Here is a 19425-nt window from a genome sequence, read left to right as displayed (position 1 = left end):
GGCGGCCCTCATGCGGGCAGTAGTGAAAGACGCGGCCGAGCGAGGCGTTAAGTACGTCACCGACGCCGGAGACCCCAAAGCAACAGAAGGCTCAGTCGTCATCCAGGTAGGGGCTGCGTCCCTGTGCGGTACGGACCGGGAACTCTATGAATGGACCCCCTCCGCGCAGGCCTTCAACCTCAACCTCCCGGTAATCCTGGGCCACGAAGGCGCAGGCACCGTAGTCGAGGTCGGTCCCGGCGTCACCGGACTGAACGTTGGCGACCAGGTAGCACTTGAAAGCCACCTGACCTGCGGTCAATGCTTCCCCTGCCGCACCGGAGATGCCCACACCTGCGAACGCACAGGGATTCTGGGCATGCACATCGACGGTGTCTTCGCTGAGTACGCCGCCGTACCGCAGGACATCTGCGTCAAGCTCCCCACCGGCCTGTCCCTTGAATCCGGCGCCCTGCTCGAAGCAGCCGGCGTCGCCGTCCACGCCATCCAGCGCGCCAACTACTCGGTTGCAGGACGCGCCGTGCTGGTCAGCGGCGCAGGACCGGTCGGCCTGGTGGTCGTGAACCTGGCGCTGCTCATGGGCGCCAGCCATGTCATCGCCGTCGACCCCAACCCCTACCGGCGCGCCCAAGCCGAAAAGCTTGGCGCGACCGCACTGCACCCGAACGACGGCATCGTTGAGCGATGCCGCGAACTAACCGGCCGGCGCGGCGGTTTCGACGTCGCCTTCGAATGCTCCGGAGCCCCGGGAACCCTGAGAACACTCTTCGAAGCCGTCCGCCGCGAAGCCACCGTCATCACCGTCGGCCACCCCAGCCGCCCAGCCGAGGTCGACATCGCGGCATACATCAACAAAAAGGGCATCACCCTGCGCGGAATCTTCGGGCGCCGCCTCTGGGAAACCTGGGAACAAAGCCTGCTGCTGCTGGACTCCGGCCGGCTGGACCTCGACTGGCTCATCACGCACCGCATGAAACTCAGCCAAATCGACGAAGCTGTAGAGCTGCTCACCGGAGACGCCTGCAAAGTCCTGCTGATCCCGGGCCTCGGCTGATCGGAGCCCATCTGCCGAACGGTCTCGTCAGAATTGCGCACCTAAGGCAGTACCAAGGTGACCAAGCGGGGGTGTGCATACGTAACGCACACCCCCGCTTTTCTCTCCAAATCCAAATGCCGCATGTAACGGCCAACTCTTTTGGCAATCCGGCCAGCACCGCTCAAGCGATCACAGGGACTGCTGAAAAGCTTTAAATTGGAAGGAACGATATGCACCGGGACACTCAGGCGGCTAGCCTCGTGACGCTTGCGACCCCAACCCGCCCGCTTGACGATCACAATTGGGTCCACCTAAACCCGGACGACCGAGTTATTGTCAAACGGAGCGGTCTCGAACCAGAGCACGGCACTGTGGACAACGTTAGCGAGGACGTCATACTTCTGGGTCTCGGTTGACGGCCAAAAACCGAATCCTGATCTTTCATGGTGACGGAACAGTAATTCACAAAGTTCTCGCCGAACGTTGCACGGACAACAGGGCCTGTAGAACAGAAATCGTTGGGCAAGATGGTTGATGCCTCTAACAGCCTGCTCTGCCTTCAGACGTGCACTTCGACGTTGTCCCTGACCCTAGCTGGCCAGCAAACTCGATAGTCATCATCGATGCCGCCTCCGGCAAGGTCATCGAGGATTTCGTGGTTGATGAGAAGGGTCCACCTACGATCAGAACGGGCAGCCGTACCAGCTGAAGAGTCACCCCTAAACGCCAACGGGAGAATGCCAAGTTCGTTTCGAGCTGGGCATTTCCTAAAGCCAGAACCAATGTCAGATACACCCCGACTAGGGCGATGCCTCACAGAGTCCACCCAGGCCTGTAGAAGTCCCCAAGAGGGATCCTCATCTAACTCGGTGTCTCAAAACCTTGCCGTCTCGAAACGCTAGGGTTGTGAGACGGTTGGAGGTTGCAGTTGGGGGACCTTCGCCCGGCGATAAATCGGGCAGGGCATATGGGCATCGGCATCAGCCTCACCTGGGCGAGAATTTCGAGGAGGGTCCGCCCTTCCATCGGCGGGCTTATGGGCGCTGTCCGGGGTTCAACCTTGGGGAAGGGCTGATCCGGATTAGTTGGAGCTACCCGCTGACTTGTGGCTTCCACGGTTCGGCTTTGCTGTCACGGCAGGGGCGAGATGCCGTGGCCGCCGTTTGAGCTCGTCCCCAGCTTGGCCCCGGTGTCGATCATGGCAAGCATCGGCTCGCTTAATCGCGCACCCTGGACTTGAATTTGAGCGAAGCCGTTCTCAATCTCTTCGATGTCGGCAGCGGTCAGCTGGACCTGAAGCGAGTCCATGTTTTGCTCCATGTGGTCCTGCGTGGTCGGCCCTGGAATGGGCACGATCCACGGCTTACGGGCGAGCAGCCAGGCAAGCGCGATTTGGCCAGGAGCCGCTTGATGGCGTGCGCCAACGTGCAGCAGCAGTTCGACGACGGGCCAATTTGCGCGGCGGGCCTCCGGGGTGAAGCGGGGCAGCGTAGCCCTCAGATCTGCGGTGCCATGCACCACCATCGGGGTTACGGTGCCGGTTAGATAACCCATCCCGAGCGGACTCCACGGCACGAAACCGATGCCCAGTTCTTCACAGGTCGGGAGAGCTTCCAGCTCCGGATCGCGTGTCCAGATGGAGTATTCGTTCTGCACCGCCGTAACCGGCTGCACGCTATGCGCACGGCGAATGGTCGCGCCGCCCGCGGCAGACAGGCCGAAGTGGCGGACTTTGCCCTCGCGGATCAACTCCTGCACCGCTCCGGCCACCTCCTCGATGGGCACCGTGGGATCAACACGATGTTGATACTGGAGATCGATGTAATCAGTCTTCAGGCGCCGGAGCGATTCTTCGGTTACCCGCTTGATATTTTCCGGCTCGCTGTTGAGTCCCTGAACCTCACCCTTCTTCGTGATGTCGAACCCGAACTTGGTGGCGATAACCACCTGGTCGCGCATCGGCGCCAGCGCCTTGCCGACTATCTCCTCGCCAAGGAACGGCCCATAGACTTCGGCGACATCGAAGAACGTGACGCCCCGGTCATAGGCCGCGCGGATTATTCGGACCGCCTCCTGAAAGTCCGTCGGCGGGCCATACATCCCGGCGAAGTTCTGGCAGCCCATCCCTAGGGCGGAGACTTCCAGTGAGCCGAGCATGCGGCGATCCGTGCTCAACGGCCGCGAGCCCGTCGCGGAAGATCCAGTTGTTCCCATCTGCGCTTGGGCGGCGGAAAGAGGCAGCAAAGATGCTGCGGCTACTCCAAGGCCGGCGCCCAGTAAACTACGGCGGTTAATGGTCATTGTTCGTGTGTCCTGTCGAAAGAAAACTTGTTCTGGCAAGGGTGTCAGCCCTGTTCGGTGGGCATGATCCAGAGTTCACCGATCGCGGCGTGCCAATGGCGGGTGACCATGTAGGCAATGCCGTCGGCGATGTCCTGTGGGTCCAGGACACGGAACCCGCCGAAGTTGGCTTCGATGTCGGCGAGTACTTCGTCGGTGTTGTGGGAGTCGAGCTCGGTCGCGACCTTGCCCGGTTCGAGGACACCAACGCGGACGTGGGTTTGGGCCAGTTCCTGACGAAGGGCTTCACTGAACCCGTTCGCCCGAATTTCGTCATGTTGTAGACGCCCATGATCGGAAAAGCAGTGCGCCCTGCGATGGAGGAGATGTTGACGATGTCGGCCACCTGACGGAGGTCTTCGCCCGCTGCCTTCTGCAGGTAGGGCAGGGCCGCCTTCGTCATGTACAGCAGCCCTTGCTGGTTGATGGCGATCATCCGTTGCCGAATGCCTCGATGGTCTTGGTGACGGCGGCTTCTGCCTGGGTGCGCTTGGAGATGTCGGTCGGTATCGCCAGCGCTGTTCCGCCGGCTTTCGCAATTTCTGCGACGAGTTCATCCAGGCGGTCCTGACGGCGGGCGACAAGAGCGACGGAGGCGCCCTGTCCTGCGAGTTCAAGGGCGGTGGCGTGGCCGATGCCGCTGCTGGCGCCGGTGATGATCGCGACGGTTCCGGTGAGTCTGGAAGTCATAGCAGTGTCCTTTCATACAGAGGCCGATACGGGCCTGGCACTGATTCAGAACGAATTCAGTAGGGGTTGACGCGGGAGTTTGATCGAGGAGTAGCTGTTGGGCGGCCGCGGCGTTCTCGCCCCTCGCTAGCCAGGAGATGGCCCGTCGGCCGAGCGCCTGGGCACGCGCGACAGGGTTCGGTGCCTCGCGTATCCAAGGGGGCGTTGTTGTGTGTCTTTCCTCGTACTGCTTCGTGAGGTTCTAAGCCACGTCTCGGTTCCCTGCTGTCCGGGCAGGGGAATTACTGGCCGGTCAGGACGTCGTCGTGGGCCAGGGAGGAGGACAGTTTGCGGTAGGCGTTAGCCTGCTCGAGGAGCAGGTGTGCCTTGTCTTCTGCGGTCTGGACGGCGTCGGCGCCGGCGAGGAAGCGCAGCGGCGGCTGGTCCTGGGCGGTGATCGTGATGAGCGCGGCTGCGAGCTTTGCCGGGTCCCCACCCTGCTTGCCGTTCATGCCCTTCCAGGCCTCGATGGTGCCCTGGGTGCGCTGGTCGTAGTCATCGATGGAGAGTTCGGGCCAGATCGTGGAGGCGCCTTCGACGAGCAGTTCGGTGCGGAAGAAGCCCGGTTCGACGATGGTGGTGTTGATGCCGTAGGGCTCCAGATCGAAGCGCAGGGATTCCATCCAGCCCTCGGTTGCGAACTTTGAGGCGCAGTACGCGGCGACGAACTCCTGGCCGGTGAGCCCGGCCGTGGAGCTGAAGGTGATGACATGGCCGCTGCGCTGGGCGCGCATGATCGGCAGCACAGCCCGGGTGACGTTCAGGGGCCCGAAGAAGTTCGTTTCCATCTGCTGCCGGAACTGCTCAGGGCTGATGACTTCGAAGAACCCGGCGTAGAAGTTCCCGGCGTTGTTCACGAGCCTGTCGATACGGCCGAACCGTTCCACGGCCGCATCGACGGCTGTCCTTGCCGCGGTTTCATCGGTGATGTCCAGGGATACGGCGAGCAGGTTCTCGTGCTCGCCCAGAGCCTCAGTAACGCGTTGTGCGTCGCGGGCGGTGCCGACGACGGCATGGCCGGCGTTCAGGGCGGCGCGGGCGATATCGATGCCCATTCCGCGGGCAGCGCCGGTGATGAACCAAACTTCCTGATCAGTCATGGTGTTTCCTTTTCGTGTAGGTGACTGTCTTCAGTCAATATCGTCTGCAAGGGGCAAGGGAGTCCCCGCTGATCCGGTTAATGCCAGTGACCCCCTAACGTCGGCGTTTGGGCGTAGCGTCGAAGGATGAACAGCGCCAACGAGATCCGCGAATTCCTGATTACCCGGCGGGCCAGGATCACACCGGAACAGGCAGGCCTGCCCGTCTTCGGTCACCGCCGCCGTCGCGTGAATGGCCTGCGCCGCGAAGAGGTTGCCCTGCTGGCGGGGATGAGCACCGAGTACTACATCCGACTCGAGCGGGGCAACGCCAAAGGCGTCTCGGAATCAGTCCTGGAGGGCATCAGCCAGGCGTTGCACCTTGACGACGCCGAGCGGGCCCACCTCTACGACCTGGTGCGTGCTGCCAACGAAGGCGCGCAGCCGCAGCGCCGACGCGGTCCCGCTCGGGCGCAGCAGGTACGGCCCGGCGTGCAGAGGATGATCGACGCGATGACCGCCCTGCCCACCATCGTGCAGAACGAACGGCTGGACATCCTCGCCTCGAACCAACTCGGGAGGGCGTTCTACTCCGAGATGTACGTCCAGCCGCAAAGACCAGCGAACTTCGGGCGCTTCCTCTTCCTCGACCCCCGCTCCAGGGGTTTCTACCGGAACTGGGACGACGCCGCCCGGCAAACAGTTGCGCTCCTGCGCAGCGCCGCAGGCCGGGCACCCTACGACCGGATCCTCAGCGACCTCATCGGAGAGCTGGCCACCCGCAGCGACGACTTCCGCACCCTCTGGGCAGCCCACGACGTACGGCTCCACCACTCCGGATCAAAACAAGTTCACCACCCGGTCGTCGGGGACCTTGACCTGACCTTCGAAGGAATGGAAGTAGCCACCGACAAAGGCCTGTCCATCCTCGCCTACACCGCCGAGCCTGGCTCCACCTCCCACGACAGCCTCCAACTACTCGCCCACTGGGCCGCCACCAACAACCAAACAACCCAGCACCAAACACCCGAGGCCAGCACAACAACCACAGCCGCCGACAACACCGAACGAAGCTGAACAACCCTCTAACGGCCCGCAGAAAACGAGCACGCCAAAGGGCGCCGAAGAAACGGGTTAAAAATTGCGACTCACCTCAGCGTTTTACCAAAAGCACGCTTCATTCCAAGGATTGCCACCGCGATAGCGATCGAGACGTCAACCGGATTAGGTGCCACTAGGGCGCACCCTGCGAATTTATGCAGTGCCAGTTCCTCACCTTGCAATGGGCGATTCATCATGTGCCCTGGACAGGTGGGGGCGCGCCCATCTCCAATGGAGCGGTCAAATCGAAGCGGTCGATCAGTTGCGGCAGGGATTCGAAGTCCATCTGAAGGCCGTACCTAGCATTAGCTTCGGCCATCGCGTCAAGGTCTGGTGGGGCTCCTTCTGGAAAGAAGGGCTCGATCTCCTCGAAGTACTTTTCGAATCCTGCCGGAGAAATAATCTCAAGCATTCGTGCCTGCTCATTGCCGGCGTTCCAAAAGGTGTGCCATTGATCCCGGGGCTTTAGTACCAATTCCCCCGGGCCCGCGTAAAACACCTCATCCCCGAGAAGAAAGCCGACCCGACCCTTGGTGATGATCGTGAATTCGTCCTCGCGGCTGTGCATATGGAGGGGAGCTCCGAGTTCGCGCAAGGCCAGCAAATGCTCGACAAGGGAGAACCTTTCCCCCGTTGTGACTGCATCCAGAAGGGTTCGGGCGGTGAAGGCATCGCCGAACCGAACGACGGTGCCGACCTCATCGCCGACCGGTCCGAATTTCGTGTTCATGACGCGACGATACGCCCGCTCATTTCCGTAATCAATGGTGGCAGATGCGCTCATCCTCGCCGCGTCGGACACGGTGGGACGTCCTCACCGATACCGGCAACTATCCAATGTGAGGTTCCGGGATCACCACTATAGAAGGGAAAAATCGCGGCCGAGCCACAATCCGCGTCCGAATTCGTGACCACGGCAGGAAAGCGTTGATGCCCGGAGTGGTGACGGAGCGGTTCTCCCGGTGGCGCAGGGCGAACGCCATGGCCCCTACCGTTGAACCGCCGTCGAGCAGGATGTTCTTGCCCTCCTCCACCTCGGCCGCCGCCCAGGAAGCGATGGCCTGTTTCTGTTCGATCGCCTCGCCGGCGCGCTGGCCCAGGGACGGGTGTGCACCCAACGCCACCGTACGCCCGGCGAGCTTGCCCTGATCGTTCAGCTGCGCGAGGCCGTGACAGATCGTGGAGATCGCCGTCCCAAGGATCTTTGCTGGTTCATGGAATCCTCCTCTGACGTGCGGCCCAATGGTTCCGGCGTTCCGGGTGGTTTCCGTAATGTAGCCGGCAGCTGAACATAGCGGGCCGGAAAGAGTGCACAATGGGGTCCGGACCGGCCGACGTCGCCGCTCCAGCCCGGCGTGCAGCAACCGAAAGACCCCCAGCCGGACCATGTATGGGGGAAGCCATGAGCCATGGATATCAACTGGCCGACGGGTCGCCGCGTTACGGATTCCGTTCCGAAACTTACACGCCCGCACCGGCATCACGGGCGCCAGGGGCAGGGTGGAAGAGACCGCGGAAGCGGCAGCCCGCCTCGGGCTGGACGACCTAGCCGCCGCTGTCGACCGCAGGCTGACCGGGGCATGGGCCGACAAGGCGAACCCGCTGATAGCGGCGATGAGGAAAGCCCACCCTGAAGAACTGACGGCCGCCCGGTCCATTGTCAGGTTGCACCTCGGCTCCCAGCGGCAATGGCGGCTGAAGGCGCAGGCCGTGCGCGACAAGCACCTGGCTTCGACCACGGACCGGCGTCGGGCTGCAGGGAGGGCGAGGGAAATCCTGCTGCTGCGGCTGGGGCTGATGATCGCTCTGCCGGCCTATGTCCTGGCCATTAGTACCGGATTGCTGAAACTCGCTGCCACCGGCGCTGGCTGCTTCGCGGCCGCGCTCATCGCCGGACATTTTCTGACTGTCCGGGCACGCGTTCCGGTGATGCCAAACATCCGCGGCGCCTGGTTGAACGAACTCCGTGAAGACATCGTCGATGCGACCCTCGTCGCGATCCTGCAAAACCAAGGCGTAGTTCTGGAGGCCGCAACTGCCGCTGCCGGTCGGCAGGGATGGCGAAGCATCCAGGTGGCAGCCGCCGCTGTCAGAACACTTCACGCCTAACGATTCGTCCGGGAACGGTGTGGCGTCCCGGGCCGGCGTCTGGTTCTGTCCTGAACGGTGCATGTCTCAGGCTTTGGCGCCGGGCTCTCCGCTGCGTCGTCTGCAACCCGCACGACGACGTTGCCCCTCTTGCGTCCCGCGTCGACAAAGCGATGGGCCTGGACGATGTCGGAGAGGTCGTAGGTCCGGTCGATGACAGCCTGATACCGGCCCGCTTCAGCGAGGCTGACGAGGAATGCCAGGTCTTCAGCGGTGTACTTGATGTTGCCCGCGCTGACCAGTTTTCCGCCTTGCCGGCTCCGGCCGGACGCGAGAAGGATCGCCTTGAGGTCGGCGATGACGAGCAGCAGGGCCCCGCCCGGGTTGATGGACGTTTCGGCCCTCTCGAAAGTGGCGTTGCCGACACAGTCCATGATCACGTCGTAGGTCTGGGCCCCGGCGGTGAAGTCCTCGGTGGCGTAGTCGATCGCCCGGTCTGCGCCCAGGGCGATGACCAGGTCCCTGTTGGCGTCGCTGCACACAGCGGTGACGCGCGCGCCCAGCTGTTTGGCGAGCTGTACCGCAGCCGTTCCCACGGCACCGGAGGCTCCGTTGATCAGGACGGTGCCGCCGGGCCCGATGGCCGCTCTGGTCAGGAAACCGTGTGCCGTGAGTCCGCCGAAAACCAGGGTCACGGCCTGCTCGAAGCTCATGTTGCGGGGTTTGGCCGTGATGGCCCCGTGCTGCGGAACCGACACGTACTCGGCGTGGCCGCCGAACCTGGCGCCGAGCATCGCGATCACCTCATCGCCTGGCGTGAATGCGCTCACGTCCGGGCCCACGGCCTCCACTACGCCGGCAACATCCATCCCGAGGACACGGGTCCGGGGCCTGAAGATGCCGAGGGCCAGTGCGGCCATCGCCTCAAGTCCCCTGGGAACGCTGCGGCTGCGGGCGCGGCGGTCCGCGGCGCTGAGCGTGCTGGCATGGACTTTGATCAGCACTTCACCGGGGCGCGGTGCGGGCTTGGGGGTCTCCTCGATGCGGACGACCTCCGGTGGGCCGAACTGCCGGTAGGCGGCGGCCCTCATCGTGAAACACCTGCGACGACGGCGGTACCGGCCCGCGGGGCATTGATCGCGGCGAGAGCCGAGGGGGAGAACCCTTTCAGAATGAGCCAGACGGCGAGGGAGACCTCCCAGGCGAACACCGGAAGCGCCACCAGGAACCCGACCATCGAGAGCTGTTCGTAGGCTCCGAACATCACGGCGACTGCCGATCCGGAGACCAGCGCGCCACCGGCCAGGCCAAGCACGGCGATGGCGCGCGGCACGAGGCGGGACGTAAACATCAGGGACGCCAGCAGCAGCGTGGCGGTTCCAAGGGCGAAGTTCGGCCCGAACAGGAAAGTCCATTCATGGATGGCCAGAAGTGACCTGCCGACGGTGACGAGCGTGGCCGGATCGGCGTCGGACGTGCCGGCCAGATCCTGTTTCAGGGTCACGACCGTGAGGAGGCTGATGATGCCGACCACGATGATGGCGGACTCAAGCAGGCGGGCGCCCAGGTAGCCCAGCGCGAGGGATTCACTGTGCCGCCTGACGATCGGGTACACGGCAATCGCGGTCCCGACGTTGGAAATCACCAGGACAATTTCGAACATGGCACCGAGCAATACGTTGGTGTCGGTGCCCGTGCTGACGATGTAGTCCGTCCCTGCCAGCAGGGGGCCGTAGAGGATCATGCCGCCGATTGCGCTGATCTCGGTGAGAAGGAAGAACACGCCGGTGACGACGGCGGCTCGCCGTGTTGCATTCATGGGAAACTCCTTAGTTCATACCTAAGGTGTACGGGGTACACCTGATGAATAGGACACTAAGGTGTATGACGTACACCTGTCAATGGGCGTAGATTGGAGCCGACAGGAAGTGGGGAAATTGGCTCAGCAGATTGAAGTGGAACGGCGGGTGCGCCTGAACCGGGACCGGGTGCTGCGGGCAGCCGTCTCGCTCGCCGACGAGGTGGGCGTCGGGCCGCTCAGCATGCGCAGGCTCGCCCAGGAACTCGATGTGGTACCGATGGCGCTATACAAGCACGTAGCCAACAAGGAAGAACTTCTCGATGGCATGGTTGAAGTCATCGTCGGCGAGATCGATCCGGCAGTCGGTGGTACAGACTGGAAGAGCGCAGTCCGGCTTCGGGTGCTCTCGGCGAGGCGCGTGCTCCAGCGGCACAAATGGGCCCGTCGGGTCCTGGAATCCCGCACCAACCAGACCCCTGCCGTACTTGAGTACATGGACTCGTTCACCGGCATGTTCCTGGCCGGCGGCTTCTCGGTCGATCTCACGCACCACGTCATGCACGCCATCGGGAGCCGGATGTGGGGCTTCACCCAGGAACTCTTCGAATCGACAGCCGGTCCGAACGCTGAAGCACAGGCTGAGGTGCCGCCGGATGTTCAGGAAGCCATGTTCCGCGAGATGTCCGTGCGATATCCGAACATCGCGCAGATTGCCACGGCCGCCAGGCACGAGGATGACTCGGTGGTGGGGCATGGCTGTGATGACCAGTTTGAGTTCGAGTTCGCCCTCGACCTGCTCCTGGACGGCTTCGAGCGACTCCACCGGCAGGCCTGGACGTCGAAGCACGCGAGGCTGGAGCGGGGATAGGCCGCGCTGCCTGAGGTGGGGCCGTAGAGATCACGGCAAAGGCTGAGGCTTCTCACAAAACAGCTCCGGAACCGACGGCTCCGGGGCTGGTTTGCGTTTGGGCTGTTGTGCCCTGTGGGTGAACGTCGGTGGAAATCCCGACTGCGGTCAGTCGCGCAGCGGGATTCCCTTGGCATCAGTCCGGAAATAGGACGCGCCTGCGAAAATCATGATGCCTTCGACGAAGCCCCACAAAGCGACGAGGCCGAACGTGAAGATCCCCACTAGTGTCCTGCGCCTGAAATTCGCTTCAGAAGTCGCCCGAGGGATTCGAGGATCTGTTCCGCGGTCTTTGTCCAGGTGAAGGGTATGGGGTTGGTGTTCCATTCGCTGACCCATTTGCGGATGTCCGCTTCGAGGGCCTGGACGCTGCGGTGGTCACTGCGGCGCAGCAGGTCCTCGGTGACGAATCCGAAGAACCGCTCGACCTGGTTGAGCCAGGAGGAGTAGGTCGGGGTGAAATGCATGTGGAAACGCGGGTGATTCTCAAGCCATGTCTTCACGGTCGGGGTCTTGTGGGTCTGGTAGTTGTCGCAGATGAGATGGACGTCCAGGCCCTCGGGGACCTGGGTGTCGATCTTGGCCAGGAACTTCCTGAACTCGGCGGCCCGGTGCCTGCGGTGCAGGCTGGAGATCACTGACCCGTCCGCGGTGTTCAGGGCGGCGAACAGGGTGGTGGTCCCGTGCCGGACATAGTCGTGGGTCCGCTTCTCCGGCATGCCGGGCATCATGGGGAACGCAGGCTGGGACCGGGCCAGCGCCTGGACCTGGGACTTCTCGTCCACACTGAGCACGACCGCCGATTCCGGGGGATTCAGATAGAGACCGACCACGTCGTAGACCTTCTCGACGAACAAGGGATCGTTGGAGAGCTTGAAGCCGTCGGCGCGGTGGGGCTTGAGTTCGAAGGTCCGCCAGATCCGTCCGATCGTGGACTTCGAGAGCCCGGAGCGTTCGGCCATCTTCGCCCTCGACCAGTGCGTGGCGTTCGCCGGCGTGGATTCGAGCGTCGCAACGACCACGTCCTCGACCTGGTCGGCGGTGATCGAGGCCGGCCGTCCGGGCCTGGGATCGTCGACCAGTCCGTCCAGCCGGTGCTCCAGGAACCGGCGCCGCCACTTCGCCACAGTATGCGGCTCGACACCGCACCGGGCTGCGACAGCCACGTTCGTCAGACCCTCGGCGCTGGCCAGCACGATCCTCGACCGTGTCGCCAACGCCTGGGATGAGTTCCGTCTCCGGGCCCACCGCTCCAGCGTCCCGCGTTCTTCAGCCGACAGATCCAGCAAGGCCTTCGGCCGCCCGACATTCGCCATATCCTGATTTTATAATTACGAAGCGAATTTCAGGCGCAGGACACTAGGACCGTGAGGAGAATCTGGACAATGCCCATGGTGGTATACCCCAGGTAGAAGCGGTGGATGCCGAGGCCACCCAGGAAGATACCCAAGAGCCCGGCGACAAGCCTGGACTTCGGTTGCTGGTAGCCGTAGGCCGGAGTCGCCATCGGGGTCTGCTGGTACTGCTGCTGGGGAGCGGGCGGGTAAGCCTGGTCCTGCTGGCCCTGATACGAGTGCTGTGACGCTTGCGGCTGGCCGGGGTTCTGCTGGTACTGGACCGGAGTCTGGTACTGCGGCGGATCTGGCGGGGACGTACTGGGCAGGTGCTGCCGGCTGGTACGGAGGCGGCGTTGCCGGCCATCCAAACCTGTCACAGTCACCGATCCGGCCTCGTCCCTACACTGGTTTTGTGGCTGCAGGGATGGCCGGTGGGGGATCGACGAGGCGAGGGCAAGCACAACGAGGAACGACGTGAGCAAGAGGGCCACCCAGGCGCCGCGCGGTTCCGTAAGGGCGAGCCGAGGGCCAGCGATTCCGGGCCCGGCCATGGCGAGTGCGGCGAGGAGGGCTGCGCTGGCCAGGCCGCAGAGCAGCCTGGCCCAACACGGGCCCCGGCGGGACAGGCCGTAGCCCCCGCCGACCGCAATCAGGGCGACGGCGATCGCCCCACCGCCGAGGCCTTCCGTGAGAAGGGTGATGATCGCACCGGGCATGAGCAGCGGGGCGATGGCGACCACGAGCGGTGCAAGCGCGAGCCAGCGCCACCCCCGCCGACCGCCGTCGCGCCGGAGTGCTTCCGCCCAGCCCAGCAATCCGCCCACAACGGCTCCAGGCAGGACGAGCGCGCCGAACGTCCCCCACCAGCCGAACGTGGATGCAGGGCCCGCAAGCTCCACCATGTAGGCACGGAAACCCGCGGCCCAGGCAATCCCGCAGGTCGTGCCGATCGCTATGAGCGCCGCATGCCGGGCTCCGGGGGAGTGGATGTTCACGGGGTTCCCATTACCTAAGGAGCCAGCTTGGGCAGGGAGGGATGCTGGCTCCTTACCTGCTGTCCGGCGTCGGGGTTTGTTACCACTGGGCCCTCGGAGGGCCTTACCAAGGCCCAGCCCAGGGCCGCGAAGAGAAGCATCCAGCCGGCGATGGCGAACCTGGCGCCGATGAAGGACAGTGCCAGGGCCGGGAGCATCGGCACGAAGACCCACACACCCAGTGCGAGCGGAATCCAACGCCGCCAGCCCTGCCAGGCTCCTGCCCGCACCACCGCGATGCCCTCCAACACCAGGGCAGCGCCAAGCACGATGCTGAAGACGCCATAGGCTGCGCCCAGGGCACCGACGCGGGCGGAGTCTGTGGTGTCGTGGGCGGCGGAGATGGCCGCGAGCTCAGTTGCTGCGAATCCGAGCATGGCGGCGACGGCGACGAAATGTCCGATGCGTCCCAGCGTGCTTTGGCCTACCGCACCGGTCCATCGGAGAGCAAGCAGGCCAAGCAGGAGGCCCAGATGCTGCACGGCAAACCACACCTGGATGGCGGTGAAGGCCGTGACGTTCAGGGGGTAGCTCCATTGATTTTCAGGGACCGCGGGCTCAACGAAGGCTAAAAGGACACCCGAGGCGGCACCGAGCACCGCGGTCCAAAAGCAGAGCAGGCCGGCAGCACGGATGGTGAGGAAGGGGTGACTGTTCCGGGTTTTCATGACAGGTTCCTTGTCTATGAATTCCAATAGAGTACCGCTCTAGTGAGAGACTCTAAATATGGACCCGCGGACACCACCGGTCAATAGCGTTCGCCGGAAGAAAGCGGAAGCCACCAGAGGCAAGATCATCCAGGCTGCGCACCAGGAATTCATTGAGCGGGGATTCCATGGAGCAACCATGGCGGGAATCGCCAGCCGCGCGGGGGTGGCGTCTCAGACGGTGTACTTCGTTTTCCACACCAAACCCGAACTGATCAGCGCCGTGATCGATGCGGCGGTCCTGGGTGAGGAGGATCCTCGCCCCCCGCAGGCCCAGGCATGGTGGACGGAAATGGTGGCGGAGCCCGGCGCCGCGGAAGCCCTGCGGATCTTCATCCGTGGCGCCGGTGATGTCTTTGCGCGCGCCGCAGCCATTTCCGAAGTACTCCGCGCCGCTGCCCTCACCGACAGCGAAGTGCGCCGGACGTATCAGTACCACGAGACCCTCCGCCGGGACGGGTTCGGCCAGGTGCTGGAAATGCTGGCGGGCAAGGGGCCGCTGCGGGATGACCGGTCATTCGACGAGCTGACCGACGCGTTCATGACTTTTTACGGCGACAGTATGTACAACCAGCTGGCGGCCGAGCGCGGCTGGACCCATGAGCAGATCATGGCGTGGCTCTGCGACGTTCTGCCTGGCATGCTCTTGGCCCACCCGGATTCTGATGGGAAATGATCGCCTGATCGTCGCGCATCAATGGGACGAACGGCCCTCGGTTAGGTCAGCGAACACCAGAACCCCGGCGAGGCCACGGTCTATTTTGCTGAAGGGCTGTCTGCACCTGTCCACAAACGGGCGCACAGCCAAACCGTCCGCGGGATCGGCCAGATGAGGGCCAAAGCGAGCACCGGCACCAGGGTGGCGCCGACGTCGGGAAACTGGCGGACGATGACGAACAGGTGGGTGTCGAACCGGGCGGGGGCGTAGATGAGGCACAGCCACAGGGCAAACCCGTCGAGGGCGAGGGCAGCAACGGCCCAGGCCAGGGAAACCAGCCGCTTCCGGGACGTGGCGCGCGGCCGGAGCAGAAACCGGAGCGCCACCCACAGGCTCAGCAATTCCGCCAGCAGCAGTCCGAGCGAAACCGCCCAGCTGTAGCGCTGCAGCCAGTCCTCCTGCACCACGGCGGGCACCGGGGGCTGCCCGTGGAGAATCCGCAGGAGGTTGGTGTCAATGGCCTTGAGTCGCGACGGGGCAGCGGTGTCATTGCCGTTGATGACCAGGGCGACGCCAAGGCCGGACTCCGGAACCATGGCCAGGTAGGTGTGGCTGTTGCCCCATTCACCCTGATGCTCCAGCAGCAGCGGCAACGCCCCGCCCGGGCCGGGCTGTGCCGCGGGATCGACGGACTCCACGAGCGGCCGGGTGAACCACCCCATGGCGTACCCCTTGGACCCGTCCACCTGCACGCGGGCCTCGAACATCTCCTTCACGCTCTCGGGCCGGAGGATCCGGGCCTCGCCGTACCGTCCCCCGGCCAGCAGCGCGATCAGCTCATGGCCCAGGTCTTCGGCCGAGGCGTACATGGTGGACGACGGCATGCCGGTGGTGGGTGCGGGCACGTCGGTCTGGCGCCAGAACGAGCCGAACCACAGGGAATAGCCGGCGGCCGCATTGTCCGCGTGTGCAGCAGCCCGCGTCGGATGACTGTGGGCCATGTCCAGGGGCCCGAAGACGTGCTGCTCCAGGTAGTCCCCGAACGGCTGGCCGGACACAGTCTGAACCAGTAGGCCCAGGATGTTGAAGTTGGCACTGGCATACCGGAAGGCTTCGCCCGGTTCGCCGGCCAGCGGAGAACTGGAGAGGGCGCGGACGCCTTCCTCGATGGCCTCCGGGCCCTGCGCGTCGGAGGCTTCGAAGGCCGTGTCCCCGGAGGCCATGCCGCTGGCCTGGTGGAGCAGGTGGCGGACTGTGATGGCCGAAGAACGGCTGTCGTTCAACCTGAACCAGGGCAGGTAGGTCTGCACCGGCTCATCGAGCCGCAGCCGGCCGGCCTCCACCTGCTGCATCACGGCGATCGCTGTCAGGGACTTGCTGGTTGAGGCCAGCAGCACCGGCGTCCGGGCGGTCATCGGCCGCCCGGGGTCATCAGCGCGGCCAAAGGCGGCGGAGTGCACCTGGACGCCGTCCCGGACGACGGCGATGGCGGCGCCCGGAATTCCGAGGACGTCCAACTGCTCCCGCAGGAAGGCGTCCAACTCCGCATAGGCCTGCTCGGGGTTCGAGGCTCCTGGGGGCGATGTACCGGCAATGGCTGCTGCCGGCGTGCTGACGCCGCCGACGATCCCCACAGCCATGACGCACAACAGGATGCAGCGCGATAACCAGGAAATAGTTCGCATGCCCGCACCTGCACTTCGGCTGACCGTCTCTTCACGGTATGGCCTTGTCAGAGGGAAAACAATGCGCCGATGCCGGGCGTAGGGAGTACGACGGCGGCGGCGCGGCTTAGTGCGCCGGTCGCCTTAGCAGCCTGGAGTCGCTCGGCCTGCAGCGCTCAGGCAGTGTGGCTGGGGGGCTGTTCCTGGGCGAGTGCCGTGACCCATTCAGGGGTGACTTTGCCAAGCCGGCGGTCCGTGACTTCCCGGAGCTGGGCCGCCGCGATCTGCATGGCGCGGTCATCTTCGTCGAAGTCTTCTTCCGGTTCGACCTGTGGGGGTGCGGCGTGTGCGCCGGGCTTGGCCGGGTGGGCTGCAGTGCTCATCGTGCTCCTCCTTCAGCTTCGCCGGGTTTGTGGTCTTCTCCATTGTCACGCGGTGCAGGTTCGCCGTCCACCCCGGCACCCGGCTGTCTGGGGCGCGCCCGAGCCACCAACGAGGAGCCCTCGGCCGGCCCTTGGCCAGGGTAGATGCTGGCACCGAGGACCGGGATGCTCACTTCCGGATTGTCTGCGGAGACATCTCCCGTGGAGACGTGTGGTGAGTGCGCTTCGGCCGTTGCGTGGGCCGTACGGGCTTGGGCCGCACGAGCTTGGGCCGCCCGGTCGAGAGGCTTCTCCGATGCGGCTTCCAGGACGGCGAGCTCTCCGTCGCCGGCCAATTCGCTTTCGCCCAGGACTTTGAGGACTTTCAGCCCGATCGTGCCGCGCTTCTTGTCCCCGGAGTAGACGGCGTCCAGGGCCCACTGGGTCCGCTTCCACCATTCGGCCCGGTTGTCCGCTTCGGCTTTCTGCTTCAGGGTCCGCCAGCCGACGTACGCGGCGACGACGGCGCCGAGGAGCACCGCCAGCGGCCCCAGGGCGGCAAGAATCTGCCACCACTCGCCGGGGCCGGTGTGCACGAAGACCTCGATCGGTGTCGGTGACGGAGTCGGTGGCATGCGACCAGCCTAAGCCGCGGCTCGGACGGTCACCGGCGCTCCGGCCAGCGCGGCGTGTTCCCGGTCCGCGCGGGCGAGGTCGGGGGACAAAACGGGGACAGCCCTCACCCGGCATTGGGACAAGATCCTCCGGCTTGCACGCCCTCTTCGTTCCCTCAGCCGGTGGACGCCTCCGGGTCTTGCAGCCCATGTACACGTGTCCTATGTCTCTCCGGGACATCCTCGCCCATCGGTCAGGTGCCTAATCTGACGGGCATTTCATTAGCAATCCCGGCACCCGCACAAGATCCCGTCTTCACTCGCGTTCCGCTGGGGAGGCGACCCGTAAAGCCTTTCGTTCTCCAGGTCCTGGCGGATATGAGGCAGCGCGGCCGAAGAATATGATGAGGATGGCGGTACCGCGGCTGCCCAGGGCAGCAGCAGCCCTCCTCCCAAAGTCAGGGCAAACCCTCCGTAGAGGGCACCGACGGCGATGCCCAGCTGTGTGGTGAGGACTTGTAACGAGTTGGCCGCGTCCCTATGCGGGCCGCCTGCCCGCAGGATGGCTGTCTGGTTGTAGACGCCGACTGCACTAGTAGTACTTTGTTAGGTTGGTGGGGCGTGTTGGCAGTAGGGGCAGCGTCTGAGCTGTCGGATGAGGATCCGTTGGAGTTCCTTGAGGACCCCGTACAGGCTCAGGCTGCCCCTGCTGCTTTTGGGGTGGCAAGGCGTTTTTTGGTGATGAACAGGTGTGCTGCGGACACGAGGGTGACGTGGTGGTGGAAGCCCGGGAAGGATCGTCCTTCGAAGTGGGAAAGGCCGAGGCCGGTTTTCAGTTCGCGGTAGTCGTGTTCAATGCGCCACCGGATTTTCGCCAGCCTGACCAAGGTCCTGGTTGGTGTGTCGGCGGGCAGGTCGGAGAGCCAGTAGTCGGTGGGCTCCTTGGCGCCGGGTGGCCATTCGGCGATCAGCCAGGCCTCGGGCAACGATCCGTCTTCGCCGGGGGCGATGTGCCGGCTGGCAGGTCTGACGCGCAGGGCCAGGAAGCGGGATTTCATGGCCGCGGTCCTGTTGGTGCCGGTGTTCTTGGTGCCGTGCCGCCAGGTGATCCTGCGTAGTTGTCCCCTTCCGGCGGCCACCGCGAGTTCGGCCAGGCTGGCCGGGTCCTGTCGGTAGCGGGGCACACTGGGCCTGCCCCTGGGGCCGGAGCGTTCGGCGAGTTCGGGAACGGCATTGGCCGGGTAGGCGCTGGTGGATGCCTTGACCGCCATCACCCACGGAATGGACCGCCGGGTCAGCTCAAGCCGGAACAGCGCGTTGTCCCCGTACCCGGCGTCGGCAACCGCGACCGGGCACCTGCGCCCCCAATGGGCGAGTTCATCGATCATCTCCAGCGCGAGTTCCCACTTGGGCCGGTGCCGTACGTATTCGGGGATCTTCGCCTTGATCCGGCGGGCGGCGACGGCTTCGGCGTGCTCGTTGGTGTCCGCACAGGCGTCATCCCAGGCCTCGGGCACGAACAGGCGCCAGTTCACCGGGGCCGAGGCATGGTCGGTGACCATGTGCACGGTGGAGGCAACCTGGCAGTTGCCGATCTTGCCCAGCGTGCCCGAGTACTGGCGCGCCACGCACGCCGAGGCGGCCCCGTCCTTCTTGAACCCGGTATCGTCAATCACCCACGCCTCCGGCACGATAGCCTCATCGGCCAGGGCTGCCAGGCGGCGGCGGACCGGCTCCACCTCCCACGGCGAGGACGTAACGAACTGCTGCAGCTGCTGGTGGTCCACATCCAGGCGCTCCGCCATCGGCTGCATCGACTTGCGCCGCCCCTCCAGCATCAACCCCTGCAGATACAGCCGGCCCTTCGCCCGCTGGTCCTTCCGGCCCAACGACGCGAACACCTGCCCGACGTAATCCTCCAGCTCGACCCGCAGTCCTGCCTCTTCCATGCCCACGAAACGAAATTAA

Annotated in this window: 19 protein-coding genes and 1 pseudogene; 6 read left to right on the top strand and 14 right to left on the bottom strand. The window is 64.5% G+C overall.

Annotation, left to right across the window (positions count from 1 at the left end):
* Positions 1-10: 10 nt before the first annotated feature.
* Complete coding sequence (locus tag QFZ69_RS16570) at positions 11-1054, top strand: alcohol dehydrogenase catalytic domain-containing protein (protein ID WP_306912910.1); 1044 nt, start codon at positions 11-13, stop codon at positions 1052-1054.
* Between the two features lie 1113 nt (positions 1055-2167).
* Here the strand turns inward: QFZ69_RS16570 and QFZ69_RS16565 are convergent.
* The gene (locus QFZ69_RS16565; RefSeq protein ID WP_306912909.1) at positions 2168-3193 is read right to left on the bottom strand and encodes an aldo/keto reductase; all 1026 of its coding nucleotides are present in this window, start codon (positions 3191-3193) and stop codon (positions 2168-2170) included.
* Positions 3194-3426: 233 nt separating this feature from the next.
* On the opposite strand from QFZ69_RS16565, the gene QFZ69_RS16560 reads away from it, so the two are divergent.
* Positions 3427-3660 carry a hypothetical protein gene (locus QFZ69_RS16560; protein ID WP_307000498.1) on the top strand — a complete coding sequence of 78 codons (234 nt, stop codon included), beginning with the start codon at positions 3427-3429 and terminating at the stop codon, positions 3658-3660.
* A gap of 20 nt (positions 3661-3680) precedes the next feature.
* Here QFZ69_RS16560 and QFZ69_RS16555 read toward each other — a convergent pair.
* Positions 3681-4066: pseudogene (locus tag QFZ69_RS16555) on the bottom strand (SDR family NAD(P)-dependent oxidoreductase); the annotation flags it as partial.
* Positions 4067-4347: 281 nt separating this feature from the next.
* A complete protein-coding gene (locus QFZ69_RS16550) occupies positions 4348-5205 on the bottom strand; it encodes an SDR family oxidoreductase (RefSeq protein ID WP_306912908.1) in 858 nt (285 codons plus the stop codon).
* A 126-nt stretch (positions 5206-5331) separates the two neighbouring features.
* Here QFZ69_RS16550 and QFZ69_RS16545 point away from each other — a divergent pair, with 126 nt between their 5' ends.
* A complete protein-coding gene (locus QFZ69_RS16545; protein ID WP_306912907.1) occupies positions 5332-6261 on the top strand; it encodes a helix-turn-helix transcriptional regulator in 930 nt (309 codons plus the stop codon).
* A gap of 217 nt (positions 6262-6478) precedes the next feature.
* Here the strand turns inward: QFZ69_RS16545 and QFZ69_RS16540 are convergent, their stop codons facing one another.
* On the bottom strand, positions 6479-7069 hold the full coding sequence (locus QFZ69_RS16540; RefSeq protein WP_307000287.1) for a cupin domain-containing protein: 591 nt from the start codon (positions 7067-7069) through the stop codon (positions 6479-6481).
* 46 nt (positions 7070-7115) lie between these two features.
* A complete protein-coding gene (locus QFZ69_RS16535) occupies positions 7116-7601 on the bottom strand; it encodes a hypothetical protein (protein ID WP_306912905.1) in 486 nt (161 codons plus the stop codon).
* Positions 7602-7785: 184 nt separating this feature from the next.
* Here QFZ69_RS16535 and QFZ69_RS16530 point away from each other — a divergent pair, with 184 nt between their 5' ends.
* Positions 7786-8394, top strand: coding sequence for a hypothetical protein (locus QFZ69_RS16530; RefSeq protein ID WP_306912904.1), 609 nt, complete (start codon positions 7786-7788; stop codon positions 8392-8394).
* On the opposite strand, the gene QFZ69_RS16525 is transcribed toward QFZ69_RS16530, so the two are convergent.
* Positions 8391-9464 carry an NAD(P)-dependent alcohol dehydrogenase gene (locus tag QFZ69_RS16525; protein ID WP_306912903.1) on the bottom strand — a complete coding sequence of 358 codons (1074 nt, stop codon included), beginning with the start codon at positions 9462-9464 and terminating at the stop codon, positions 8391-8393. The two genes, QFZ69_RS16530 and QFZ69_RS16525, sit on opposite strands and share 4 nt — an antisense overlap.
* Positions 9461-10192 (bottom strand): DUF4386 domain-containing protein, encoded by a 732-nt coding sequence (locus QFZ69_RS16520; protein WP_306912902.1) that lies wholly within the window; start codon positions 10190-10192, stop codon positions 9461-9463. The genes QFZ69_RS16525 and QFZ69_RS16520 overlap by 4 nt, the downstream gene beginning before the upstream one ends.
* 118 nt (positions 10193-10310) lie before the next feature.
* On the opposite strand from QFZ69_RS16520, the gene QFZ69_RS16515 reads away from it, so the two are divergent.
* A complete protein-coding gene (locus tag QFZ69_RS16515; RefSeq protein WP_306912901.1) occupies positions 10311-11042 on the top strand; it encodes a TetR/AcrR family transcriptional regulator in 732 nt (243 codons plus the stop codon).
* A 263-nt stretch (positions 11043-11305) separates the two neighbouring features.
* Here the strand turns inward: QFZ69_RS16515 and QFZ69_RS16510 are convergent, their stop codons facing one another.
* From QFZ69_RS16510 to QFZ69_RS16500, 3 genes are read right to left on the bottom strand one after another with little or no spacing between them, the layout of a single operon-like run.
* Positions 11306-12397: an IS630 family transposase gene (locus tag QFZ69_RS16510; protein ID WP_306912900.1), complete on the bottom strand. Its 1092-nt coding sequence runs from the start codon at positions 12395-12397 to the stop codon at positions 11306-11308.
* Positions 12398-12426: 29 nt separating this feature from the next.
* A complete protein-coding gene (locus QFZ69_RS16505; protein ID WP_306912899.1) occupies positions 12427-13413 on the bottom strand; it encodes an NINE protein in 987 nt (328 codons plus the stop codon).
* A gap of 14 nt (positions 13414-13427) precedes the next feature.
* Positions 13428-14120, bottom strand: a complete 693-nt coding sequence (locus tag QFZ69_RS16500; protein WP_306912898.1) for a hypothetical protein — start codon at positions 14118-14120, stop codon at positions 13428-13430.
* Between the two features lie 58 nt (positions 14121-14178).
* Between QFZ69_RS16500 and QFZ69_RS16495 the strand changes: the two genes are divergently transcribed.
* A complete protein-coding gene (locus QFZ69_RS16495) occupies positions 14179-14835 on the top strand; it encodes a TetR/AcrR family transcriptional regulator (RefSeq protein WP_306912897.1) in 657 nt (218 codons plus the stop codon).
* Positions 14836-14915: 80 nt separating this feature from the next.
* Here QFZ69_RS16495 and QFZ69_RS16490 read toward each other — a convergent pair whose 3' ends face one another.
* From QFZ69_RS16490 to QFZ69_RS16475, 4 genes are all read right to left on the bottom strand, one after another.
* Positions 14916-16502, bottom strand: a complete 1587-nt coding sequence (locus QFZ69_RS16490) for a serine hydrolase (RefSeq protein WP_307000284.1) — start codon at positions 16500-16502, stop codon at positions 14916-14918.
* A 155-nt stretch (positions 16503-16657) separates the two neighbouring features.
* The gene (locus tag QFZ69_RS16485; protein ID WP_306912894.1) at positions 16658-16864 is read right to left on the bottom strand and encodes a hypothetical protein; all 207 of its coding nucleotides are present in this window, start codon (positions 16862-16864) and stop codon (positions 16658-16660) included.
* Positions 16861-17478, bottom strand: coding sequence for a hypothetical protein (locus tag QFZ69_RS16480; RefSeq protein WP_306912893.1), 618 nt, complete (start codon positions 17476-17478; stop codon positions 16861-16863). The genes QFZ69_RS16485 and QFZ69_RS16480 overlap by 4 nt, the downstream gene beginning before the upstream one ends.
* Before the next feature lie 674 nt (positions 17479-18152).
* Positions 18153-19406 (bottom strand): IS701 family transposase, encoded by a 1254-nt coding sequence (locus QFZ69_RS16475; protein ID WP_306912892.1) that lies wholly within the window; start codon positions 19404-19406, stop codon positions 18153-18155.
* Between the last annotated feature and the right edge of the window lie 19 nt (positions 19407-19425).

Source organism: Arthrobacter sp. V1I7, assembly GCF_030817015.1.
Classification (GTDB): Bacteria; Actinomycetota; Actinomycetes; order Actinomycetales; family Micrococcaceae; genus Arthrobacter.
The sequence above is the reverse complement of the archived record's forward strand: the minus strand, read 5'-3'. Positions and strand labels throughout refer to the sequence as shown.